Here is a 306-nt window from a genome sequence, read left to right as displayed (position 1 = left end):
CCCGCAAGGCCGTCGAGTTCCGCAACGTGCTCAAGATGGGCCGTACACAGTTGCAGGACGCGGTGCCGATGACGCTCGGTCAAGAGTTCTCGGCGTACGCGGTCATGATGGACGAGGACCGGTCTCGTCTCGCCGAGGCCGTCGAGTTGATCCATGAGATCAACCTGGGGGCCACGGCGATCGGCACCGGGCTCAACGCCCCCGCCGGATACGCGGAGTCGGCCCGTCGCCACCTCTCCGAGATCACCGGACTGCCGCTGGTCACGGCCGCGAACCTGGTCGAGGCCACCCAGGACTGCGGCGCGT

Annotated in this window: 1 protein-coding gene; it reads left to right on the top strand. The window is 68.0% G+C overall.

Features of this window, described 5'->3' with window-relative positions:
• Positions 1 to 306 (top strand): lyase family protein (locus tag ACWBNA_RS47930; protein ID WP_482710898.1); only part of this gene is annotated, 306 nt, incomplete at both ends.

This window comes from Streptomyces sp. Q2, assembly GCF_056820935.1.
Note: the sequence above shows the minus strand (reverse complement) of the source record. Positions and strands in the feature narration are given on the sequence as shown.